19 protein-coding genes are annotated in these 18,246 nt (G+C 72.4%); 17 read left to right on the top strand and 2 right to left on the bottom strand.

Going from position 1 to position 18,246, the window contains the following annotated elements; genetic code table 11:
• The first annotated feature begins 71 nt into the window (after positions 1 to 71).
• The 11 genes from ACVUH9_RS18130 (at position 72) to ACVUH9_RS18180 (ending at position 11,868) form a co-directional block, all read left to right on the top strand.
• The gene (locus ACVUH9_RS18130; protein WP_475759441.1) at positions 72 to 1,058 is read left to right on the top strand and encodes an ABC transporter permease; all 987 of its coding nucleotides are present in this window, start codon (positions 72 to 74) and stop codon (positions 1,056 to 1,058) included.
• A gap of 68 nt (positions 1,059 to 1,126) precedes the next feature.
• A complete protein-coding gene (locus ACVUH9_RS18135; protein ID WP_475759443.1) occupies positions 1,127 to 2,953 on the top strand; it encodes an ABC transporter substrate-binding protein in 1,827 nt (608 codons plus the stop codon).
• Positions 2,954 to 3,011: 58 nt separating this feature from the next.
• Complete coding sequence (locus ACVUH9_RS18140) at positions 3,012 to 3,974, top strand: ABC transporter permease (RefSeq protein ID WP_475759444.1); 963 nt, start codon at positions 3,012 to 3,014, stop codon at positions 3,972 to 3,974.
• Positions 3,971 to 5,047, top strand: coding sequence for an ABC transporter ATP-binding protein (locus tag ACVUH9_RS18145; RefSeq protein ID WP_475759447.1), 1,077 nt, complete (start codon positions 3,971 to 3,973; stop codon positions 5,045 to 5,047). The genes ACVUH9_RS18140 and ACVUH9_RS18145 overlap by 4 nt, the downstream gene beginning before the upstream one ends.
• Positions 5,047 to 5,961, top strand: coding sequence for an ABC transporter ATP-binding protein (locus ACVUH9_RS18150; RefSeq protein WP_475759449.1), 915 nt, complete (start codon positions 5,047 to 5,049; stop codon positions 5,959 to 5,961). The genes ACVUH9_RS18145 and ACVUH9_RS18150 overlap by 1 nt, the downstream gene beginning before the upstream one ends.
• Entirely contained in the window at positions 5,961 to 6,845 is an 885-nt protein-coding gene (locus ACVUH9_RS18155) for an alpha/beta fold hydrolase (RefSeq protein ID WP_475759450.1), read from the top strand. Before ACVUH9_RS18150 ends, ACVUH9_RS18155 begins: the two co-directional genes overlap by 1 nt.
• A gap of 20 nt (positions 6,846 to 6,865) precedes the next feature.
• Positions 6,866 to 7,543, top strand: a complete 678-nt coding sequence (locus tag ACVUH9_RS18160) for a hypothetical protein (RefSeq protein WP_475759452.1) — start codon at positions 6,866 to 6,868, stop codon at positions 7,541 to 7,543.
• Positions 7,540 to 8,067 (top strand): nitroreductase family protein, encoded by a 528-nt coding sequence (locus tag ACVUH9_RS18165; protein ID WP_475759453.1) that lies wholly within the window; start codon positions 7,540 to 7,542, stop codon positions 8,065 to 8,067. The genes ACVUH9_RS18160 and ACVUH9_RS18165 overlap by 4 nt, the downstream gene beginning before the upstream one ends.
• An 11-nt stretch (positions 8,068 to 8,078) precedes the next feature.
• Positions 8,079 to 8,630, top strand: a complete 552-nt coding sequence (locus tag ACVUH9_RS18170; RefSeq protein WP_475759455.1) for a hypothetical protein — start codon at positions 8,079 to 8,081, stop codon at positions 8,628 to 8,630.
• Positions 8,631 to 8,996: 366 nt separating this feature from the next.
• Entirely contained in the window at positions 8,997 to 10,403 is a 1,407-nt protein-coding gene (locus tag ACVUH9_RS18175; protein ID WP_475759457.1) for an APC family permease, read from the top strand.
• On the top strand, positions 10,396 to 11,868 hold the full coding sequence (locus tag ACVUH9_RS18180) for an aldehyde dehydrogenase family protein (RefSeq protein ID WP_475759459.1): 1,473 nt from the start codon (positions 10,396 to 10,398) through the stop codon (positions 11,866 to 11,868). The genes ACVUH9_RS18175 and ACVUH9_RS18180 overlap by 8 nt, the downstream gene beginning before the upstream one ends.
• A 123-nt stretch (positions 11,869 to 11,991) precedes the next feature.
• Here ACVUH9_RS18180 and ACVUH9_RS18185 read toward each other — a convergent pair whose 3' ends face one another.
• Positions 11,992 to 12,684 carry a FadR/GntR family transcriptional regulator gene (locus ACVUH9_RS18185; protein WP_475759461.1) on the bottom strand — a complete coding sequence of 231 codons (693 nt, stop codon included), beginning with the start codon at positions 12,682 to 12,684 and terminating at the stop codon, positions 11,992 to 11,994.
• A gap of 60 nt (positions 12,685 to 12,744) precedes the next feature.
• On the opposite strand from ACVUH9_RS18185, the gene ACVUH9_RS18190 reads away from it, so the two are divergent.
• Genes ACVUH9_RS18190 through ACVUH9_RS18200 form a run of 3 tightly spaced genes read left to right on the top strand, consistent with a single transcriptional unit; the run spans position 12,745 to position 15,735 of the window.
• The gene (locus ACVUH9_RS18190) at positions 12,745 to 13,557 is read left to right on the top strand and encodes a gamma-glutamyl-gamma-aminobutyrate hydrolase family protein (protein ID WP_475759463.1); all 813 of its coding nucleotides are present in this window, start codon (positions 12,745 to 12,747) and stop codon (positions 13,555 to 13,557) included.
• Positions 13,538 to 14,344 carry an SDR family NAD(P)-dependent oxidoreductase gene (locus ACVUH9_RS18195; protein WP_475759465.1) on the top strand — a complete coding sequence of 269 codons (807 nt, stop codon included), beginning with the start codon at positions 13,538 to 13,540 and terminating at the stop codon, positions 14,342 to 14,344. The genes ACVUH9_RS18190 and ACVUH9_RS18195 overlap by 20 nt, the downstream gene beginning before the upstream one ends.
• Complete coding sequence (locus tag ACVUH9_RS18200; RefSeq protein WP_475759467.1) at positions 14,341 to 15,735, top strand: glutamine synthetase family protein; 1,395 nt, start codon at positions 14,341 to 14,343, stop codon at positions 15,733 to 15,735. Before ACVUH9_RS18195 ends, ACVUH9_RS18200 begins: the two co-directional genes overlap by 4 nt.
• Before the next feature lie 64 nt (positions 15,736 to 15,799).
• Here ACVUH9_RS18200 and ACVUH9_RS18205 read toward each other — a convergent pair whose 3' ends face one another.
• Complete coding sequence (locus tag ACVUH9_RS18205) at positions 15,800 to 16,465, bottom strand: enoyl-CoA hydratase/isomerase family protein (protein ID WP_475759469.1); 666 nt, start codon at positions 16,463 to 16,465, stop codon at positions 15,800 to 15,802.
• A 102-nt stretch (positions 16,466 to 16,567) separates the two neighbouring features.
• Here ACVUH9_RS18205 and ACVUH9_RS18210 point away from each other — a divergent pair, with 102 nt between their 5' ends.
• The 3 genes from ACVUH9_RS18210 to ACVUH9_RS18220 all read left to right on the top strand — a co-directional run bounded on the left by ACVUH9_RS18210 (position 16,568) and on the right by ACVUH9_RS18220 (position 18,185).
• A complete protein-coding gene (locus ACVUH9_RS18210) occupies positions 16,568 to 17,191 on the top strand; it encodes a TetR/AcrR family transcriptional regulator (RefSeq protein ID WP_475759471.1) in 624 nt (207 codons plus the stop codon).
• 31 nt (positions 17,192 to 17,222) lie between these two features.
• Positions 17,223 to 17,615 (top strand): DUF2237 family protein, encoded by a 393-nt coding sequence (locus ACVUH9_RS18215; RefSeq protein WP_475759473.1) that lies wholly within the window; start codon positions 17,223 to 17,225, stop codon positions 17,613 to 17,615.
• Between the two features lie 87 nt (positions 17,616 to 17,702).
• Positions 17,703 to 18,185, top strand: coding sequence for an NUDIX hydrolase (locus tag ACVUH9_RS18220; protein ID WP_475759475.1), 483 nt, complete (start codon positions 17,703 to 17,705; stop codon positions 18,183 to 18,185).
• Positions 18,186 to 18,246: the final 61 nt, after the last annotated feature.

The following is an 18,246-nucleotide window of genomic DNA, read 5'->3' on the forward strand; positions in this document are numbered from 1 at the left end:
GTGTCCCCCCGCATGTCCCTGTTTATCTTCCACCGAGCGGTAACCGCTGCCATGACCCACGGCCGAGTTCGATGAGTACGTCGGTCACCGCGGGAGCAGCCGGTCCAGACCCGTCGGCCCTCGCCCCGGAGTCGGAAGCCGAAGCCGACGTCGCCCGCTCGCAGCGCCAGCTGCTCTGGGCGCGCCTCAAGCGCGACCGGGTGGCGATGGCGAGCCTGGTCGTGATCGTGCTGCTGATCCTGATCGCGATCTTCGCGCCGCTGGTGATCAAGCTGCTCGGGGTCCCGGGGCCGGACGTGCAGAGCGCGGGCAGCGTCGACGAGCTCGGGCTGCCGGTCGCGACCGGGCCGAGCGTCGACCACCCGTTCGGGCTCGACCAGCTCGGCCGTGACGTCGCCAGCCGCGTCATCTACGGCGCACGGGTCTCGCTGCTGGTCGCGCTGATCTCGACCTTCCTCGCGGTCACCTTCGGCGTGATCGCCGGAACCCTCGCCGGCTACTACCGGGGGTGGGTCGACACGTTCGTCTCCCGCGTGCTGGACGTGATGCTCGCGTTCCCGATCCTGATGCTCGGGATCGGCCTCGCGGCGGCCTGCTCGATCGGCAACGGCTGCCTCGGCGGCCTGATCACCCCGGGCGTCCCGGTCGTCGTCCTGATCATCGCGATCTCCGGCTTCCCGTTCATCGCCCGGATCGTGCGCGGCCAGGTGCTCTCGCTGCGCGAGAAGGAGTTCGTCGAGGCCGCCCGCTCGATCGGCGCGTCCGACCGGCGGATCATGGCCTCGCACCTGCTGCCCAACCTGGTGGCGCCGATCATCGTCTACTCGACGGTCCTGGTCCCCCAGAACATCCTCTTCGAAGCGTCGCTCTCGTTCCTCGGCGTCGGGGTCCAGGCCCCGACCGCCAGCTGGGGACAGATGCTCGGCGACGCAGCCAAGCACACCGATCAGTGGTGGTTCATGGTCTTCCCCGGCCTGGCGCTGCTGATCACGGTGCTCGCGTTCAACCTGCTCGGCGACGGGCTCCAGGACGCGCTCAACCCCCGCAAGCGGTCATGACCCAGCTTCGTTCCGTCCCATCATCGTGGGGCCCCGAGCAGGATCGGGCCCCGTACAGGAGGAAGTCCATGCAGAAGACAACACGTCGACTGCTCGCCCTCGGCATCGCCGGCAGTCTCGCCGTCGGCGTCACGGCGTGCGGTTCAGGCGACAACGAGTCGACCACGTCCAGCGATTCGGGCGCGGCCGCGGCCGGCACCGTGGTGGCGGCGAACAAGATCAGCGGTCCTGCCGGCGTCCGCGACGGCAAGTTCTTCCGGGCCGTGCCGACGGACGACCAGCAGAAGGGCGGCAAGCTGCAGGTCCTCTTCGCGGAGCAGTTCCAGCATCTGGACCCCGGCGCGGCGTACTTCCAGGCCGACTACATGGTCACCTCGGTCGTGCACCGGGCGCTCTACACCTACGACCCGGCGGACAGCTCGAAGGTCCTGCCCGACCTGGCCTCGTCGGCGCCGGCGATCTCCGGCGACGGCAAGACGGTCACGGTCAAGATCCAGCCGAACGCCAAGTTCGGCCCGCCGGTCAACCGCACCATCACCTCCGCCGACGTCAAGTACGCGTTCGAGCGGGGGATGAAGTCCTCGGTCCAGAACGGCTACGAGGCCGCCTACTTCGGTGACGTGCTCGGCCTCAAGGGCTCCAACGGCGGGAACATCCCGGGGATCGAGACGCCGGACAAGACGACGATCGTCTTCCGGCTCAGCAAGCCCAGCGGCGCGACCGTCGCCAAGGCCCTGGTCCTGCCGCTGTCCTCGCCGGTCCCGCGCGAGTACGCCGCGAAGCTCGACGCCAAGACGCCGAGCACCTACGACCAGGACCCGACCACGCAGGTCGCCTCCGGTCCCTACATGATCAAGAGCTACGCGGCCGGTCGTGCGGCGACGCTGGTCCGCAACCCGAACTGGAACGGCAAGGCCAGCGGTGACCCGCGGCCCGCCTACGTCGACGAGGTCGACATCAAGCTCGGCGGCGACTCCGACGTCAACAGCCGCCAGGTGCTCTCGGGCACGAACATGCTCGGCGGCGACCCGCCGTCCGCGGAGGGCGTCAAGCGGTTCGTCAAGGACGCGCCGCAGCAGATCACCTTCAGCGCGCTCGGCAACCGCTACGTCGCGCTGAACACGACCAAGAAGCCGTTCAACGACCTCAACGTCCGCAAGGCGGTCGCGGCGGTCCTCGACCGTGACGCGATGCGCCTGCAGCGCGGCGGCCCGCTCGTCGGCGAGATCGCGACCCACTTCCTCTTCCCGGGCTCCCCGGGCTTCGAGCAGGCGGGCGGCGAGGAGGGGCCCGGCTACGACTTCCTGAACTACGCCTCGGGCAACCTCGAGCTCGCCCAGAGCTACCTCAAGAAGGCCGGGTTCAAGAACGGCATGTACAGCGGGCCGTCGATCACGATGATCGCCGACACGGAGTCGCCCGGCCGCGAGACCAGCGAGGTCGTCCAGAACAGCTTCTCGAAGCTCGGCTTCAAGGTGAACATGCGCAACGTCGGTCACGCGACGATGTACGAGAAGTACTGCCAGGTGGTCGAGGCGATGAAGGAGGTCGACGCCTGCCCCAACTTCGGGTGGCTGCCGGACTTCGTCGACGGTCAGCCGATGTTCGCGCCGACCTTCGACGGCGACTACATCCAGCCGGTCAACATGAACAACCCGTCGCTGTTCGACGACAAGCAGATCAACGCCGAGATCACGAAGGGCTCGGAGACGGTCGCGGCGAGCCGTCGCGACCAGATCTTCGGTCAGGTCGACCGTGACGTCACCGCCCAGGTGCCGGCGATCCCGTGGCTCTGGGACACGCAGGCCAACGTCCAGGGCAAGAACGTCCACGGCGTGATCGCGACGTGGAACTCCGCCTGGGACCTGTCCTACACCTCGCTGGTGAACCCCTAGCCGAACGCCGGACGGTCGGGGGCCGCGACGCGGCCCCCGACCCACGCGCGCCACCCCCATGGCCCTCTACATTCTCCGCCGCCTGGTCTGGATGGTCTTCCTGCTGCTGGTCGTCAGCGCGGTCGCCTTCCTGATCTTCTACGCGCTCCCGTCTGGCGACCCGGCCGCGGCCCGTGCAGGACGGGCTGCGAGCCCGGAGCTGATCGACCAGATCCGGCACACGCTGCTGCTCGACCGGCCGCTGTACGAGCAGTACTACGAGTACATGAAGAAGATCGTCCTGCACTTCGACTTCGGCTTCAGCTACAAGAACAACGCCGACGTCTCACAGTCGATCATCTCGCGCCTGCCGGCCACGATCTCGCTCGCGGTCGGGGCGGCGTTCATCTGGCTCGTCGCCGGCGTCTCGATCGGCATCCTCTCCGCGCTCCGGCCGCGCAGCCTCTTCGATCGCTTCGCCATGGGTGGCGCGCTGGTGGCGATCTCGGCTCCGGTCTACTGGCTCGGCCTGATGTCGCTGCTGCTCTTCGCCGAGGACATCGGCGTCTTCCCGATCCTTCCCGGCGCCGGCAGCTACGTGCCGCTGACCGAGGACCCCTGGGGCTGGTTCACCTCGCTGATCCTCCCGTGGTTCGTGCTCGCGGCGTCGTTCGCGGCGATCTACGCCCGGTTGATGCGGGCGAACCTGATCGAGGTCCTGTCGGAGGACTACATCCGCACGGCGCAGGCCAAGGGCCTCTCGCGCCGACGGGTGATCTTCCGGCACGCCGTCCGCTCGGCGATCACGCCGGTCGTGACCGCGTTCGGGCTCGACCTCGGGATCCTGCTCGGCGGCGCGGTCCTGACCGAGACCGTCTTCAACATCCCCGGGATCGGTCGCCTCTCGTACGACGCGATCACGAACTCCGACCTCCCGGTGATCCAGGGCACCGTGCTCTTCGCGGCGATGTTCATCATCGTCGCCAACATCGTCGTCGACATCGTCTACGCATTCATCGACCCGCGGGTGAAGCTGTCATGAGCGAGCCGCTGCTCGAGGTCCGAGACCTCCACGCCGAGCTGCCCAGCGAGGGCGGCATGGTCCATGCGGTCAACGGCGTCAGCTTCAGCGTCGAGCCGGGCAAGGTGCTCGGCGTCGTCGGCGAGTCCGGTTCGGGCAAGTCGGTGACGATGCTGACCTTGATGGGCCTGACCCGCGGGCCGGGAGTCCACGTCAGCGGCGAGGTCCGCTTCGGCGGCCGCGACCTGCTGACCGCCTCGGAGAGCGACCTGCAGTCGATCCGCGGCGACGAGATCGCGATGATCTTCCAGGACCCGCTCTCCTCGCTGCACCCGTTCTACCGCGTCGGGTACCAGATCATCGAGGCGATCCTGGCCCACCGCGACGTGACCAAGAAGCAGGCGCGGGCGCGGGCGATCGAGCTGCTCGGCCTGGTCGGGATCCCCAAGCCCGAACGGCGCGTCGACGACTACCCGCACGAGTTCTCGGGCGGCATGCGTCAGCGCGTGATGATCGCGATGGGGCTGGCCAACGACCCCAAGCTGCTGATCGCGGACGAGCCGACGACGGCGCTCGACGTGACGGTCCAGGCCCAGATCCTGGCCCTGATCGCCCGGCTCCAGGAAGAGCTCGGGATGGCCGTCGTGATGATCACGCACGACCTCGGGGTCGTCGCCGAGATGGCCGACGAGATCGTCGTGATGTACGCCGGCCGGGTCGTCGAGCAGGCGCCGGTCGAACAGCTCTTCCGGGCGCCGCGGCACCCCTACACCTGGGGGCTGCTGCGCTCGATCCCGCGCCTCGACCTGCCGCGCGGGGTCGACCTCGTCCCCGTCGAGGGCCGGCCGCCGAGCATGATCCGGGTACCGGACCGGTGCAGCTTCAAGCCGCGCTGCCCCTACGCCGGCGCCTGCTGCGCGGACGAGGGGATGCCGGCTCTCGAGCCGACGCCCGGGAACCCCCGCCACCTGGTCCGCTGCGGCATGCCCGAGGAGCAGCGGACGGCGGTCTGGTCGGCGCTCGCCGCCGGCCGTACCCCTGCGGAGGCCGCTGCGGCAGCGGGGCTCGCCCCCGAGCAGGAGGACGTGGCGTGATGACTCCCGAGACGCCGAGGACGCCGACGGCCGAGGCGACCCCGCCCGCGGACGAGCAGGACGCCGTCCTCCAGGTCCGCGACCTGCACAAGGTCTACACGTCGGGCGGCGGCCTCCTCAGCGGCAAGCCCCGCGAGCAGGTCCACGCCGTCAACGGCGTCAGCTTCGACGTCCTCCGGGGCGAGACCTTCGGCCTGGTCGGGGAGTCCGGCTGCGGCAAGTCGACGACCGCGCGGATGATCTGCCGGCTGCTCCATCCGACCTCGGGTCAGATCCTGTTCGACGGCACCGACATCGCCGGGATGGGGCGGAAGCAGCTGCTGCCGTTCCGGCGCGACGTCCAGATGGTCTTCCAGGACCCGTACTCGTCGCTGAACCCGCGGCACACGGTCGGGTCGATCATCGGCGAGCCGTTCATCGTCCACAGCGTCGAGGGCGGGCTCAGTCGCAAGAAGCGGGTCCAGGAGCTGATGGACCTCGTCGGGCTCAACCCGGAGCACTACAACCGGCTCCCGCACGAGTTCTCCGGCGGGCAGCGCCAGCGGATCGGGGTCGCCCGTGCGCTCGCGCTCGACCCCAAGCTGCTGATCGCGGACGAGCCGGTCTCCGCGCTCGACGTGTCGATCCAGGCGCAGATCCTGAACCTGCTGCGCCAGCTCCAGCGCGACCTCGGCCTGTCGCTGCTGTTCATCGCCCACGACCTCTCGGTCGTCCGCTACATGTGTGACCGTGTGGCGGTGATGTACGCAGGCGAGATCATCGAGCTGGCCGAATCGGACGCGCTCTTCGGCGATCCGCAGGCCGAGTACACCAAGGCCCTGATGCGGGCGGTGCCGGTGCCGGACCCGGGAGCCCGCGAGCGCCTCCGCGCCGCGGAGGACGCCGCCGCGAACGGCCCCGTCGACGCGGGCTGATGTCGGCCGTGCTGCCGCCCGCCGTTCGGGCCTGGCGGGAGCACGGGACCGCGCTCTCCGTCGACGGGCAGGAGCTGTTCGTCGTCGACAGCGGTGACCCCGCCGGACGCGGCCCGCGGACCCCGGTCGTGATCGTCCACGGCTTCCCCGGCTCGTCGTACGACTTCGCGGGGGTCGTCGCGGCGCTCTCCGAGCACCGGCGGGTCGTCAGCTTCGACCTGCTGGGGTACGGGCTCTCGGCGAAGCCGAACGACCGCTACTCGCTGTTCGCGCAGGCCGACCTGGTCGAGTCGCTGCTCGCCCGGCTGGCGATCGACCGCTGTGCGCTGGTCGGCCACGACATGGGCGACACGATCGTCGCCGAGCTGCTCCACCGCCACAATGCGGGCCGGCTCGGGTTCGACGTCGAGCGCACGTTCCTCACCAACGGCTCGATCTTCATCGACCTCGCGCAGCTCACCCGCGGCCAGCGGCTGGCCCTGCGGCTGCCGGACCGGCGGGTGTCGCTGCCGGTCCCGGACCTGATCGTGCGGCGCAGTCTGCGCGAGAGCTTCGTCGCCGCCGCGCCGCCTCCGGCAGGCGCGCTCGACGCGATGGTCGCGCTGATCCAGCGCGCGGGCGGAGGACGCCTGCTGTCCCGCCAGATCCGCTACATCGAGGAACGGCGGGTCCACCAGGCGACCTGGACCGCGGCGCTGGTCGAGTACGCCGGGCCGCTGACGGCGATCTGGGGGACGCTCGATCCGATCGCGGTCGTGGCGATGCCGCAGCGGCTCCACGCGCTCCGGCCCGCGACCGAGCTCGTGCTCTGGTCGGACGTCGGCCACTGGCCGTCGGTCGAGGCGCCGGAGCGGCTGGCCGAGGCGATCGTCAGGCGGCTGTGACGGGTCGTAGACTCGTGGGGATGCCCGAACTCGAGCGCTTCCTGCCCCGTTACGCCGCCGAGCCGCCGCAGGACACCGCCCCCTACGGCCGTTGGGCGGACCGTCTGACCGCGACCTTCTTCGAGGTCGCCGCGAAGCTGGAGCCGGATCCCGACGAGCCGTCCGAGGCCGACGGGATCGGCGAGCCGGGGGAGCTGCAGTGGTTCCCCGACCGCACCTGGCACGGGCGCAGCTTCCTGCCGGTGACGTCGCGTACGAGCACCGGCCTCGAGATGTACGGATTCGTCCGCTACGTCCCGGCCGACGAAGACGGTGCCGAGCCGCACTCCTTCGACGCCGAGGCGCAGGTCACGAGCGAGCTGGCCGAGAACAACCCGGACTGGAAGATCGACATCTGCGAGACGGTCGTCGGCTCCTGGCGCGGGGACGGCGAGGTCGCCGCTATGACCCTCGTCTGGGGGCAGCCGATGATCTCCGGCGCGGCGAACGCGGTCGCGGAGCTGGACGGCACGGTCGTCGACCGCTGCATGGTGCGCGACGGCCGTTTCACGCTGCTGGCGCCCGACGACTACTTCGGCGACACGCTCGAGGTCGTGCTGCTGGGCAGCGACGGGCGCGAGCTGGCGCGCGAGTCGCTGTATGAGGACGACGAGGGCGACGAGGCCGGCGACGATCCCGCCGCCTCCGACGAGGCATGAGCAGCACGACCTCGATCGACCTCGTCGAGGCGATCCGTAGCCGCCGGACCCACAAGGCCTACGGTCCCGAACCGGTCGATCCGGCGACGATCCGCGAGCTCGTCGAGCTGGCGCGCTGGGCCCCGAACCACCACCTGACCGAGCCGTGGCGGTTCCGCGTCGTCGGTCCGCAGGCGCTCGCGCGGCTGAAGGACGCCGGCCCGGCGGACGCCGCGGCCAAGCTCGACCGGGCGCCGACGCTGGTCGTCGCCTCGGTCGTCGTCGATCCCGATCCGCGGGTGGCGGCGGAGGATCGCGACGCGACCGCGGCGGCCGTCTACGGGCTGCTGCTCGCGGCCCACGCGCGCGGGCTCGCCGGCTACTGGCGGACGCCGGCGGTGCTGCTGGATCCGGCCGGACGGGCCGCGGTCGGCCTGTCCGAGAACGAGGTCGCGCTCGGGCTGATCCACCTCGGGCCGCGACGGCAGGAGGTTCGGACGCCGGAACGCCGTGCCGTCGCCGAGATCCTGGAGCTCCTCGACTGATGCGGTCTCGAATGCGACGGCGGACGGCGGCGGTCGTCCTGGCCGGCCTCGCCACGGTCGCGGTCAGCGGCTGCGGTCAGGCGGGCCAGTTCGGCGACGACGATCCGCGGCTGGCGGTCAACGAGCTGCTGCTGGCGGCGGTCGGCCAGGCGAACGGGCAGCGGGCCTGCGCGTTGCTGAGCCCGGCGGCCCGCGAGCGGCTGGACTCGAGCCCGGCCGGGTCGTGCCGGCAGGCGATGAACAACGCGGTCAGCTCGCTGCCGGGCGCCTACGACGCGACCAGCGATGCCGGTCGCGGCGCCGCCGACGTCGACTACGCGGTGCGCCGCGAGGGCGACGATCGCGCGACGGTCACCGCTCGCCGGGGCAAGGGCTCGCCGTGGACCTTCCGGATGATCCGGCTGCCGTCGGACGAGGCCGAGCAGGACGTCGTCGGTCGCGACGAAGACCATCCGTCGACGCCGTGGCGGGTCGACCGCGGCGCCGAGCAGCTGCTCGAGGTCGAGCCGTCGCGCCCGGGGCCGCAGACGACCCCGGCCCCGGCGACGACCACCACGCCGTAGGCGCGAGCTGTCGCGGCCGCCGAGGCGGCGCGACGGCAGGTTCCGCAGGGCCAGCGTCTGCTCGTCCGCCCGGTGGTGGGCGAGCAGGAAGGACCCTGGCCGCGCTGCGTCGTGGTCGGCGCGGTGCATGCCCGTGAACGGGTGCGGCCGCGCCGATCCCTCGTGCGGCGGCCGCGCGGCAGGCCCGGCGCACCGCGGTCCCGTGCTCCTGATCCGTCATTGCCTCGGAAAGGTCGACTTGCAATTGGTCTAGATCTTGATCCATACTGCCGGCGGGAGAGAGCACCGACGGGAGAGAGAGCAATGGGGACCGAAGGCAACAGCGGACTCAGGACCGGGACGGTCAGTCCGATAGGGATCGTGTTCATGGTGGTGGCCACGGCCGCCCCGCTGACCGCGATGGCGACCGCGATGCCGCTCGCGGTCGGCCTGGGAAACGGGGTCGGCGCACCGGGCGCCTACCTGCTGGTGGCGGCGGTGCTCGCGCTGTTCGCCGTCGGCTACTCGGCGATGAGCGCGCACATCACCAACGCGGGCGCGTTCTACGCCTACGTGACGGCCGGGCTCGGCCGTCCGCTCGGGATGGCGGCGGGCCTGGTGGCGGTGCTCGCCTACAACGTGCTCGTGCTCTACGTCGTCGGGCTGGTCGGGTACTTCTCGCACCAGACCTTCGTCGATGAGCTCGGCGTCGACCTGCCGTGGTGGGTCTTCTCGGCCGTCGGGTTGACGATCGCGCTGGTCGTCGGGATCCGGGGGCTCGAGCTGAACGTCCGCGTGCTCGGCTTCTTCCTGATCGTCGAGACCGCGCTGCTGATGGTCTTCAACGTCGCCTCGCTGGTGCAGGAGGGGACCTCGGTCCTGCCGACCGCGTCGTTCGATCCGGGGCAGGTCTTCTCCGGCTCGCCCGGGCTGGCGCTGCTGTTCGCGGTCACCTGCTTCATCGGCTTCGAGGCGACGGCGATCTTCGGCGAGGAGGCTCGCGATCCGCGCAAGACGGTCCCGCGCGCGACCTACGCCGCGATCGCCTTCGTCGGCACCCTCTACGTGATCACGACCTGGATCCTGGTCGGCACCAACGGCGGCGTCGACGCCGGGGCGATCGCGGCCAAGGACCCGGGCATGTTCACCTTCGACGCGATCTCGTCGACGCTCGGCGGCTGGTCGACCGGCCTGGTCAGCTGGCTGCTGCTGACGAGCCTGCTCGCCGTCCTGATGGCGCTGCACAACATGGCCTCGCGCTACCTGATGGCGTTCGGCCGCGAGGGCGTGCTGCCGCGGGCGCTCGGCCGCACCCACCCCCGCTTCCAGACGCCCTACGTCGCCGCGATCACCCAGGCCGCCGGGATCGCCGTGCTCACCGCCGTCTACGTGATCGCCGGGGCCGACCCGTACCTCAACCTCGGCTCGCAGACCGCGGGGGTCGGCACGCTCGCCGTGATCTGCCTGATGGCGACCTGCTCGTTCTCGGTGCCGTTCTTCTTCGCTCGACGCGGACCGCTGCGGCCGTGGCACCACGTGATCGCGCCGGTCACCGCGGGGCTGGCGCTCTCGTTCTTCGCCTTCCTGATCGTCAACAACTACGCGCTGGTCAGCGGCAGCACCTCGGGCCTGGTCAACCGCCTGCCGCTGCTGCTCCTGATCGTCGCCGCGATCGGCTTCGCGGTCGGGCTTCGGCGCCCGCAGCGGGTGCCGCTCGATGCACTCGAAGCGCCGTCGTCGTCGCCAGTCGCGCCCGTCGCCGTCCCCCGTCCGGAGGTTCCCGAGAATGTCTGAGTCCGCCGCGCCGACCGCGATCCTGACGACCGCCGCCGACCTGGTTCGCGGCGAGTCCGCCCGCCCGTCGCAGGTGATCGGCCGGGCCGAGGATCCCAGCACCGGCGCCACGGCGGGTGAGCTGCGCGCCAGCGATCCCGACCGGATCGAGCAGGCGCTGGCGGCGGCCGAACGCGGCTGGGGCCACGGTGCCGGCGACTGGAGCGGTCGCTCGCTCGACGATCGGCTGCGTGGCGTAGCGCGGATCGGCGAGCAGCTCGACCGTCGGGCGGAGCAGCTGGCGGAGGCGCACGCGCGCGAGATCGGGATCCCGATCGCGACCGCCCGCGGCTTCGCGGCCGGCCTGGCCGGCGTCGTCGAGGGCGTCGTCGCGACCGCCCGGCAGGAGCTGCCGGCCCGGCCGCTCGAGACCCCCGGCCGGCGGGTCGAGATCCTGCGGCTGCCGTGGGGGCCGGCGGCGCTGCTGGCGCCATGGAACGCCGGGGCGTTCGTGGCCGTCACCAAGCTCGCCAACGCGCTGGTGGCCGGATGCCCGGCGATCCTCAAGCCGTCGGAGCACGATCGGGCGACGGCGGCGCTGCTGGTCGAGGCGCTGGTCGCCGCGGACCTCGGGCCCGACGCGGTCCAGGTGGTCTGCGGTGCCGCCGAGGCCGGCCGCCAGCTGGTCGCCGACAGCCGGACGAAGGTCATCAGCTACACCGGCAGCACCGCCGGCGGGCAGGCGGTCGCGCGCGCGGCGATCGAGCGGATGCCGTCGTTGCAACTCGAGTTGAGCGCCAGCAACCCGGCGCTGGTCCTGCCGGGGGCCGACCTCGAGGCGGTCGCCGCCGAGCTCGCACGGGGCGCGCTGGTCCTCAACGGGCAGTGGTGCGAGGCGCCGCGACGGGTGCTCGTGCCCCACGCCGACCACGACCGGCTCGTGGGGCTGCTGCTCGCCGAGCTCGGCCGCCGCACGATCGGCCCGGCGTCCGACCCGGCGACCGAGATCGGTCCGCTCGCCTTCCGCGGGCACCGCGCGCGGATCCTGGAGCAGATCGCTGCGCTCGGCGCGTGCGGCGAGGTCTCCGTCTCGCACGAGCGGCTGCCCCGCGAGGGCTTCTTCGTCTCGCCGACCGTGGTCGGGGCACTGCCGCTGGACGCCGTGGGCGATGAGCTGTTCGGGCCGGTCCTGGCCGTCCAGCCCTACGCCGCGGTCGAGGAGGCGATCGCCGCGACCGACGCGAACGGCGACGGGCTCGCGGCCTACGTGCTCGGGCCCGACCGCGACGAGGCGTTCGCCGTCGGCCGGCGGCTGCACGCCGGCGAGGTCCGGCTGGGCGGGGTCCGCGTGCTCGACCTCGCGGCCGGCTCGAGCCAGTCGTTCTGGGGCACGAGCGGGATCGGCGGGCACGGGAGCGCGACCGTGCTCGACGCCTACGTCGGGACGCGGATCGTCGGTGAAGAGGATCCGTCGCTGCCGCTCTGAGGTCGAGCCGGGTGGGGGCGGGCGGCGCGTCCGCCGTCACCCGGCGGCGCGTGATCGCCGGTCGCCGCCGTTCGGAGTCGGAGCGCGAGGACCCGGCGGTCGGCCGAGGTCGAGGCCCCGGGCTCAGGCGATGTCGAGGATCTCCTGGCGGAGGCCGGCGACGTGGGCCTCCATCGCGGCGCGGGCACCGGCCGCGTCGCCGGCGGCGACCCGCTCCAGGATCGCGGTATGGCCCTCGATCGCGCTCGCGACGATGATGTCGAAGTCGAGCACGTCGAGTTGGTCGAACATCGCGACTCGCGCGTCCTCGATCGCGCGCCGCAGCGGCGGGCAGTCGGCGATCTCGGCCAGGGTCAGGTGGAAGCTGGTGTCGGCACGCCGGAACAGGCCGAGCGTCGTCGCCTGGCCGAGGTCGTCGACCGCCTTGCGGAGGCGGTCGAGGGTCTCGGGCGTGTGCCGCTCGGCCGCGCGGGCAGCGGACAGCGGCTCGATCGCCTGACGGAACTCCTGGAGCGCGAGGATCTCGTCGAGGTGCTCGCGCAGGTACTCGCTGCTGCGGGCGGGGGAGGCGGGCGGCCCGCTGACGATCGCGCCGCCGGCGGAGCCGCGGCGCATCTCGAGGTAGCCCTCGCCCTCGAGCACGCGCAGGGCCTCGCGCAGGGTCACGCGCGAGACGCCGAGCAGCTCGGCGTGCTCGCGCTCGGGCGGCAGCTTCTCGCCCGGCGCGTAGGTCCCCAGGTGGATGGCGCGCCGCAGGTGCTGGACGACGACCGCGTAGGCGGCCGGCACGAGCACGTGTCCGTCGTTCGTCGTCACGTGGTCCATTCTGCCAAAGAACGTTTGCACTGAAGATGTCATTGGTCTAGATTCTGATCCATGAGCACGCGGGACACCGAACGAGACGCCGAGCAGCCCTCGCCGGCCCCCGCCCACGACGCGCCGCTGATCGGCGTGACCGGGGGCCGGAGCCGGACCTCGCGCGTGACCGGGATGCCCGAGCTGCTGCTCAGCGGGCTGGTCGACATCCACCACGTGCCGTACGTCAACGGGATCGCGGCGGCGGGCGGGATCCCCGTCCAGGTCCCGCGCGAGGCGGACCCGGTCGCGCTGCTGCGGCGGCTCGACGCGCTCGTCGTCGCCGGCGGGGACGACATCGACCCCCGCCGCTACGGACGCGTGCCGGGCTCGCGCAGCACCCAGATCGACCCGGACCGCGACGCCTACGAGCTCGAGCTGATCCGCACCGCGCTGGCGCTCGACGTGCCGCTGCTCGGGATCTGCCGCGGGCACCAGCTGATCAACGTCGTCTGTGGCGGCACGCTCGTCGTCGACCTGCCGCTCGACGAGGGCGAGGCCCACGGCCAGCTGGCCTACCCACTGCACGCTCGCGTCCACGGCCTGCGGTTCGTCGACGGCGAGCCGCTCGCGGAGCTGCTCGGGCCCGAGATCGTCGTCAACAGCTTCCACCACCAGGCCGTCGACCGGCCCGGGGACGGGGTCTCGCTGGTCGCGGCCGCGCCCGACGGCGTCTGCGAGGCGCTGCGGGTCGGCCCGCGCGCGCTCGGCGTCCAGTGGCACCCCGAGTACCTGCGCGAGCAGCCCGACCCCCTGTTCTCGTGGCTCGTCCACGAGGCCCGAAGCACCACCATCGAGAGAGAGATCCGCACCCATGCCCCAGCAGCAGCCTGAGCCCCGCCCCGTCCTCGCGATCGGCGACCGACACCGGGGGCGCCGTGCGCTCGTGACCGGCGCCGGCTCCGGGATCGGCCGCGCGATCGCCGTCCGGCTCGCGGCCGAGGGCGCCCGCGTGGCCTGCCTCGACGTCGCGGCCGAGCACGCCGAGCAGACGGCCGCGACGATCGTCGCCGCCGGCGGCGAGGCGATCGGCGTCACCGCCGACGTGCGCTCGCGGAGCGAGCTCGACGCGGCCGTCGCCGCCGCGGTGGCCGCCTTCGGGGGCCTCGACCAGCTGGTCAACGCGGCCGGGATCGTGACGATGTCCGGCTTCGACGACGTCACCGAGGAGGAGTGGGACCGCGTCGTCGACATCAACCTCAAGGGCTACTTCCTGACCGCCAAGGCCGCCGTGGCGGCGCTGCGCGAGGGGGTGGCGCCGGCGATCGTGAACATCACCACGATCGAGTCGGAGATCATCTGCAGCCCGAGCGGGCGCTGCCAGGTCCACTACAACGCGTCGAAGGGCGGCGCGCTGATGCTGACCAAGGCGCTGGCCGCGGAGCTGGCGGCGAGCGGGATCCGCGTCAACGCCGTCGCGCCGGGGGCGACGAACACGCTCTTCACCGGCACCAGCTTCGCCGACCCGGAGATCTTCGACAGCTTCTCCGACCGGCTGCTGATCAAGCGCGTCGGCGAGCCCGAGGACCAGGCGGCGGCCGTCTCGTTCCTGCTCTCCGACGACGCGTCGTACATCACCGGCGTGCAACTGCCGGTCGATGGCGGTTGGATGGTCCGATGAGCTCTCGGGAACGCGACGACGAGACGGTGCGTCGGACGACCGGTCGGCTGACCGCCGACGACCTGCTGTCGGAGCAGTTCGACACCGTGGTCCTGGCCACCGTCGACGTGCAGGGGCGGCTCGTCGGCCGGCGGCTCTCGCCGCGGACGTTCGTCGACAAGGTCCTGACCGGGATCCACCTCTGCACCTGCACGCTGGCCTGGGACATCGACCAGTCGCTCGACGGGATCAGCCTCGACTACGCCGGGATCCACACCGGCTGGCACGACTACGTCGTCCGCCCGGACGTCTCGACGCTGCGGGTCGCGGGCTGGTCGGAGCGGACCGCGATCTGCCTCGGCGACGCGGTCGACGACCGCGGCGAGCTGGTGCCGATCGCGCCGCGGACGATCCTGCGGCGGCAGCTCGAGGCGCTCGACGCGCTCGGTCTGACGGCCAGCGCCAGCACCGAGCTGGAGTTCTTCCTCTACCGCGACGGCTACGAGGCCGCGCGGCGCAGCGACTACGCGGCGCTGGTGCCGACCACCAACCGCCACTCCGACTACACGATCCAGGAGACCGAGGACCTCGAGTACTTCTTCCGGCCGACGCGGGCGGCGCTCGAGGCGTCGGGCCTGCACGTCGAGATGAGCCAGGGCGAGTGGGGCCTCGGCCAGTGGGAGATGAACCTCGGGCACGACGCGCCGCTGGCGATGGCCGACGCGCACGCGCTCTTCAAGCTCGGGGTCAAGACGATGGGCAGCCGCGCCGGGCTGGCGGCGTCGTTCATGGCCCGGCCGACGACCGAGGCGGGAATCGGCTCGTCCTGTCACGTGCACGTCTCGCTGCGGGACCGCTCCGGCACCGCGATCTACCACGACGCCGACGATCCGCGGGGCATCAGCACGGCGATCCGGCAGAGCGTCGGCGGCGTGCTCGATCGGGCTCCGGAGCTGATGCTCTGGTACGCGCCGACGATCAACAGCTACCGGCGGACGGGCAGCGAGGACTTCGCCGGCCGCGGGGCGACCTGGGGCTTCGACAACCGCACGGTCACCTGCCGGGTGGTCGAGGGCGGACCCGCGGCGACCCGGCTGGAGTACCGCGTGCCGGGCGCCGACGTCAACCCGTACCTGGCGCTGGCCGCGGTCCTCGCCTCGGTCCGGGACGGGATCGAGCGCACGCTCGACCCGGGCGAGCCGACGCTCGGCAACGGCTACGAGCGGGACGTCGCGCCGCTGCCGGAGACGCTCGACCGGGCGACTGGCTGTTGGGAGCGGAGCGACTTCGTACGCGAGGCGTTCGGGGCCGAGGTCCAGGCCCACTACGCGACGCTCGCGCGGCACGAGTGCCGGTCGTTCAACCAGAGCGTCACCGACTGGGAGCGGCGCCGCTACTTCGAGGCGATCTAGCCGTTGGGCCGCCAGGGCGCGGGGCCGCCGGACGGGTCCGGCGGCCCCGGCTTGGTGGCCCGCGCTACAGGCCCTGCGGCGCGCGGAGCGCCGTCAGCGTGCTGGCGTAGAGGCGCTGCTTGATCGTGCCGAGCGTGGTCGGGTCCTTGGCCGCGAGCGCCCCGGCCCGCTCGATCGCGCGGGTGAGCAGGTCGCCCTCGTCGGCGAGCTCGTCGACGATCCCCGCCGCGAGCGCGTCGGGTCCGCCGTAGCGGCGGCCGGTCGTCATCGCCTCGTGGGCGGTCGCCCCCGGCAGCCGGGCCGACAGCAGGGCCGTCATGCCCGGGGTGAACGGGATCGAGATGTCGACCTCGGGCACGCAGAAGTACCCGCGGTCCCGCCGCATCACGCGCTGGTCGTGGGCCATCGCCAGCATCGCGCCGGCGGCGAACGCGTGGCCCTGGATCGCGGCGACGGTCGGGACCCCGGCCTCGAGCACCTCGGCGAAGAGCGCGTGGACCTGGCCGACGAAGTCCTCGATCTGGTCGGCGTGGGCACCCAGCCACTCGAGGTCGAGGCCGTTGGACCAGAACTTGCCGGTGGCCGTCGTCACCAGCGCGCGCGGGGCGGGCGTGGCGAGGACGACCGCGAGCTGCTCGCGGACGCCGGCGATCCAGTCGGGGTTGAAGCGGTTCTCGTCGTCGCCGAGGCGGAGGACGAAGACGTCGCCTTCGCGGTCGAGATCGGGCACGGGGACTCCTGTCGGTGGTGGACGCCGACGATCGTCGGCCGGCTCCTGCCCGCAGAGGGTAACGGATCAGCTGTTCTAGAACATGCGAGCTAGAATGAGGCGATGGCACGTCCGCGGGTGCACGACCAGGACGAGATCCTCGACGCCGCCGAGGCGATCCTGGCCGGCGGCGACCCCGCCGCCCTCACGATTCGCGCGCTCGCCGAGCGGACGGGGGCGCCGAGCGGATCGCTGTACCACGCGTTCGGCTCGCGTACGCAGCTGCTGGGGCGGATGTGGCTGCGGGCGGCGCGCCGGTTCCTCGACGAGCAGCGCGCGGCGGTCGATGGGGTCCGCGCGGCCGGGGGCTCGGCGGTCGACGCGACCGTCGCGGCGGCGTTGACCCTGGCCGGCTTCCGGCGCACCCACCCCGACGCGGCCCGGGTCCTGGCCGAGTACCGCCGCGAGTCGCTGGTCCGGGAGGGGCTGCCGGCCCCGATCGTCGCGGACCTGGCGGCGCTCGACGACGAGCTGCTCGTGCTCCTGCGGGAGCTGGCCCACGGGCTCTGGGCGCGCCGCGACCGCCGGGCGATCGAGACCATCGCCGTCTGCCTCGTCGACCTGCCGTCGGTGCTCTTCGGCGGCGAGCGCGAGCGGATCGTCGACACCGAGGCGCTGCTGCGGGTCGCGGTCGAGGCGATCCTGGCGACGCCGCCGGAGCTGCCGCGGGATTCGCCACGGGGCTGACCGGACGCGGCTGGTCGGCGATACTCCGGGAGTGACCGGACGCAACGTGCTGGGCGGGCCGCTCGAGCCTTGTGGCACCGACCCGATGACCGGCTTCTACCGCGACGGGTGCTGCCGGACGACGCCGGAGGATCCCGGCAGCCACACGATCTGCGCCGTGGTGACCGAGGAGTTCCTCGCCCACCAGCGGCGGATCGGCAACGACCTCAGCACCCCGCGGCCGGAGTTCGCCTTCCCGGGGCTGGTCCCGGGCGACCGCTGGTGCGTGACGGCGGCCAACTGGCTGCACGCCCACCACGCGGGAGCGGCCGCCTTCGTCGTGCTGGCCTCGACCGACGAGCGGGCGCTCGAGCGCGTCCCCCTGGAGGCGCTGCGGGAGCACGCCGTCGACGTCCCAGCCGATCCGGGGCCGCTCACGGACTGACCCGTCCGGCCGTCGGGAGCGCGGCCCAGAGGGACCGGGCCGGCGTAACCTAGCGGCCGCCCGCGCGTCCGTGGGAGCATCGGACGCATGGCCGAGACGCGTCACCGCCAGAGTGCGGGCCTGCTGCTGTTCCGCTGCGACCCGGACGGGCTGCGGGTCCTGATCGCGCACATGGGCGGGCCACTGTGGGCGCGCAAGGACGAGCGCGCTTGGTCGGTGCCGAAGGGCGAGCACCCCGACGAGGAGCCGCCGCTCGACGCCGCCCGCCGCGAGTTCGAGGAGGAGCTCGGCCTGCCCGCGCCCGCCGGCCCGACGATCGACCTCGGCGAGGTCCGTCAGGGCAGCGGCAAGCGCGTCCGCTGCTGGGCGGTCGAGGGCGAGCTCGATCCCGACGCGATCGTGCCGGGCACCTTCGAGCTGACGTGGCCACCCCGCTCCGGTCGAACCGTGACGGTGCCCGAGATCGACCGGGTCGCGTGGATGACGATCGACGAGGCCCGCCCCCGGCTGGTCGCGGCCCAGGAGGCGTTCCTCGACCGCCTGGTCGAGGCGCTCACCGACGCCGCCTGATCGACAACCGCGGCCCTGTCGCAACGCTACGAGCCATTTCGGTCGGGCACTCGACGGGCGC

The organism is Patulibacter ginsengiterrae (assembly GCF_056269115.1).

Coding starts and splice junctions, on each gene's coding strand:
- ACVUH9_RS18175 (WP_475759457.1), top strand. CDS start 8,997: ATGGTGGTGGCCACGGCCGCCCCGCTGACCGCGATGGCGACCGCGATG.
- ACVUH9_RS18140 (WP_475759444.1), top strand. CDS start 3,012: ATGGCCCTCTACATTCTCCGCCGCCTGGTCTGGATGGTCTTCCTGCTG.
- ACVUH9_RS18190 (WP_475759463.1), top strand. CDS start 12,745: ATGAGCACGCGGGACACCGAACGAGACGCCGAGCAGCCCTCGCCGGCC.
- ACVUH9_RS18195 (WP_475759465.1), top strand. CDS start 13,538: ATGCCCCAGCAGCAGCCTGAGCCCCGCCCCGTCCTCGCGATCGGCGAC.
- ACVUH9_RS18150 (WP_475759449.1), top strand. CDS start 5,047: ATGACTCCCGAGACGCCGAGGACGCCGACGGCCGAGGCGACCCCGCCC.
- ACVUH9_RS18155 (WP_475759450.1), top strand. CDS start 5,961: ATGTCGGCCGTGCTGCCGCCCGCCGTTCGGGCCTGGCGGGAGCACGGG.
- ACVUH9_RS18180 (WP_475759459.1), top strand. CDS start 10,396: ATGTCTGAGTCCGCCGCGCCGACCGCGATCCTGACGACCGCCGCCGAC.
- ACVUH9_RS18160 (WP_475759452.1), top strand. CDS start 6,866: ATGCCCGAACTCGAGCGCTTCCTGCCCCGTTACGCCGCCGAGCCGCCG.
- ACVUH9_RS18130 (WP_475759441.1), top strand. CDS start 72: ATGAGTACGTCGGTCACCGCGGGAGCAGCCGGTCCAGACCCGTCGGCC.
- ACVUH9_RS18135 (WP_475759443.1), top strand. CDS start 1,127: ATGCAGAAGACAACACGTCGACTGCTCGCCCTCGGCATCGCCGGCAGT.
- ACVUH9_RS18220 (WP_475759475.1), top strand. CDS start 17,703: ATGGCCGAGACGCGTCACCGCCAGAGTGCGGGCCTGCTGCTGTTCCGC.
- ACVUH9_RS18165 (WP_475759453.1), top strand. CDS start 7,540: ATGAGCAGCACGACCTCGATCGACCTCGTCGAGGCGATCCGTAGCCGC.
- ACVUH9_RS18170 (WP_475759455.1), top strand. CDS start 8,079: ATGCGACGGCGGACGGCGGCGGTCGTCCTGGCCGGCCTCGCCACGGTC.
- ACVUH9_RS18200 (WP_475759467.1), top strand. CDS start 14,341: ATGAGCTCTCGGGAACGCGACGACGAGACGGTGCGTCGGACGACCGGT.
- ACVUH9_RS18145 (WP_475759447.1), top strand. CDS start 3,971: ATGAGCGAGCCGCTGCTCGAGGTCCGAGACCTCCACGCCGAGCTGCCC.
- ACVUH9_RS18210 (WP_475759471.1), top strand. CDS start 16,568: ATGGCACGTCCGCGGGTGCACGACCAGGACGAGATCCTCGACGCCGCC.